At 70.4% G+C, this 1,587-nt stretch carries 1 protein-coding gene; it reads left to right on the top strand.

What is annotated here, in order from left to right:
• A partial coding sequence (locus IE239_RS41350; RefSeq protein WP_190154588.1) for a beta-ketoacyl reductase occupies positions 1 to 1,587 on the top strand: 1,587 nt, incomplete at both ends.

Raw genomic sequence — 1,587 nt, 5'->3', positions numbered from 1 at the left:
TGGACGACGGTGTGGTGTCTTCCCTCACCGCGGAGCGGCTGGCGAGCGTGATGCGGCCGAAGGTGGACGCGGTGACGCATCTGGACGAGCTGACCCGCGACGCGGACCTGTCCGCGTTCGTCGTCTTCTCCTCCGTCGCGGGCACCTTCGGCAGTGCGGGGCAGGCCAACTACGCGGCAGCCAACGCCTTCCTGGACGCTCTCGTCACCGCCCGCCGGTCAGCCGGCCTGCCCGCCACCGCGCTGGCCTGGGGTCCGTGGGCTCCTGGCGCGGGCATGACCGCCGGACTGGCCGAGGCGGACCTGCGGCGCCTGGCGCGGAGCGGGATGCTCCCGCTCGCTCCCGCACAGGGACTCGGACTGCTGGACACGGTACTGGAGTTGGGTGCGGGTCTGGAACGGGCCTGTGTGCTGCCGGTTCACATGGACATCGCGGCGCTGCGTCGGCGGGCCCCGGAGGATGTGTCCCCGCTGCTGCGTGCCCTGGTTCGCAGCCGTGCCCGACGCAAGGCCGGGACCGGGATCGGGACCGGGGTCGGGGGAGAGGCCACGCCTCTGCGGCAGCAATTGCTCGCGCTTCCGGCCGGCGAGCGTGAGCGCTTCCTCCGGGGCTTCGTCTCGGAACAGGCCGCCTCCGTTCTCGGGCACGGTTCGGCGCAACAGGTGGAGGCGGACCATACGTTCAAGGACCTGGGGTTCGACTCGCTCACTTCGGTCGAGCTGCGCAACCGGCTGAACGCGGCCACCGGCATGAGGCTTCCCGCCACGCTGGTCTTCGACTACCCGACCCCGGCGGACGTGGTCCGTTTCGCGCTCACGGAACTGGTCGAGGACGGCACACCCGGTGTGGTCGCCGGTGAGGTGATGCTGCCCGCGTCGGTGGGTGTGGGTGACGATCCGGTGGTGGTCGTGGGTATGGCGTGCCGGTTCCCGGGTGGGGTGGGTTCGCCGGAGGATCTGTGGCGGCTGGTGCGTGAGGGCGGTGACGCGATCGGGGGGTTCCCGTCGGATCGTGGCTGGGACGTCGATCGTCTTTTCGATCCCGAGCCGGGTGTGCCTGGTCGTACGTATGTGCGTGAGGGTGGGTTCCTGCACGACGCGTCGGAGTTCGATGCGGGGTTGTTCGGGATCTCGCCACGTGAGGCGTTGGCGATGGATCCGCAGCAGCGGTTGCTGTTGGAGACGTCGTGGGAGGTTCTGGAGCGGGCGGGGATCGACCCGGCGACGCTGCGCGGCAGCCGCACCGGCGTCTTCGCCGGCGCGATCGCCCAGGACTACGGTTCGGTCCTCCGCTCGGGTGAACTCGACTCCGGCGGCTACCTCATGACGGGGAACACCGGCAGTGTGGCGTCGGGTCGTATCGCGTATTCGTTCGGCTTCGAGGGCCCTGCGGTGACGGTGGACACGGCGTGTTCGTCGTCGTTGGTCGCCTTGCACCTGGCTGCACAGGCGCTGCGCGCGGGTGAGTGTGACCTGGCGCTGGCCGGTGGCGTGACCGTGATGGCGGGGCCGGAGATGTTCGTGGAGTTCTCGCGGCAGCGGGGGCTTGCGGTGGACGGGAGGTGCAAGGCGTTCGGGGAGGGTGCGG

Origin of the sequence: Streptomyces humidus, from assembly GCF_014649655.1 — a bacterium.
In the GTDB taxonomy this organism is placed as follows: Bacteria; Actinomycetota; Actinomycetes; order Streptomycetales; family Streptomycetaceae; genus Streptomyces; species Streptomyces humidus.
Note: the sequence above shows the minus strand (reverse complement) of the source record. Positions and strands in the feature narration are given on the sequence as shown.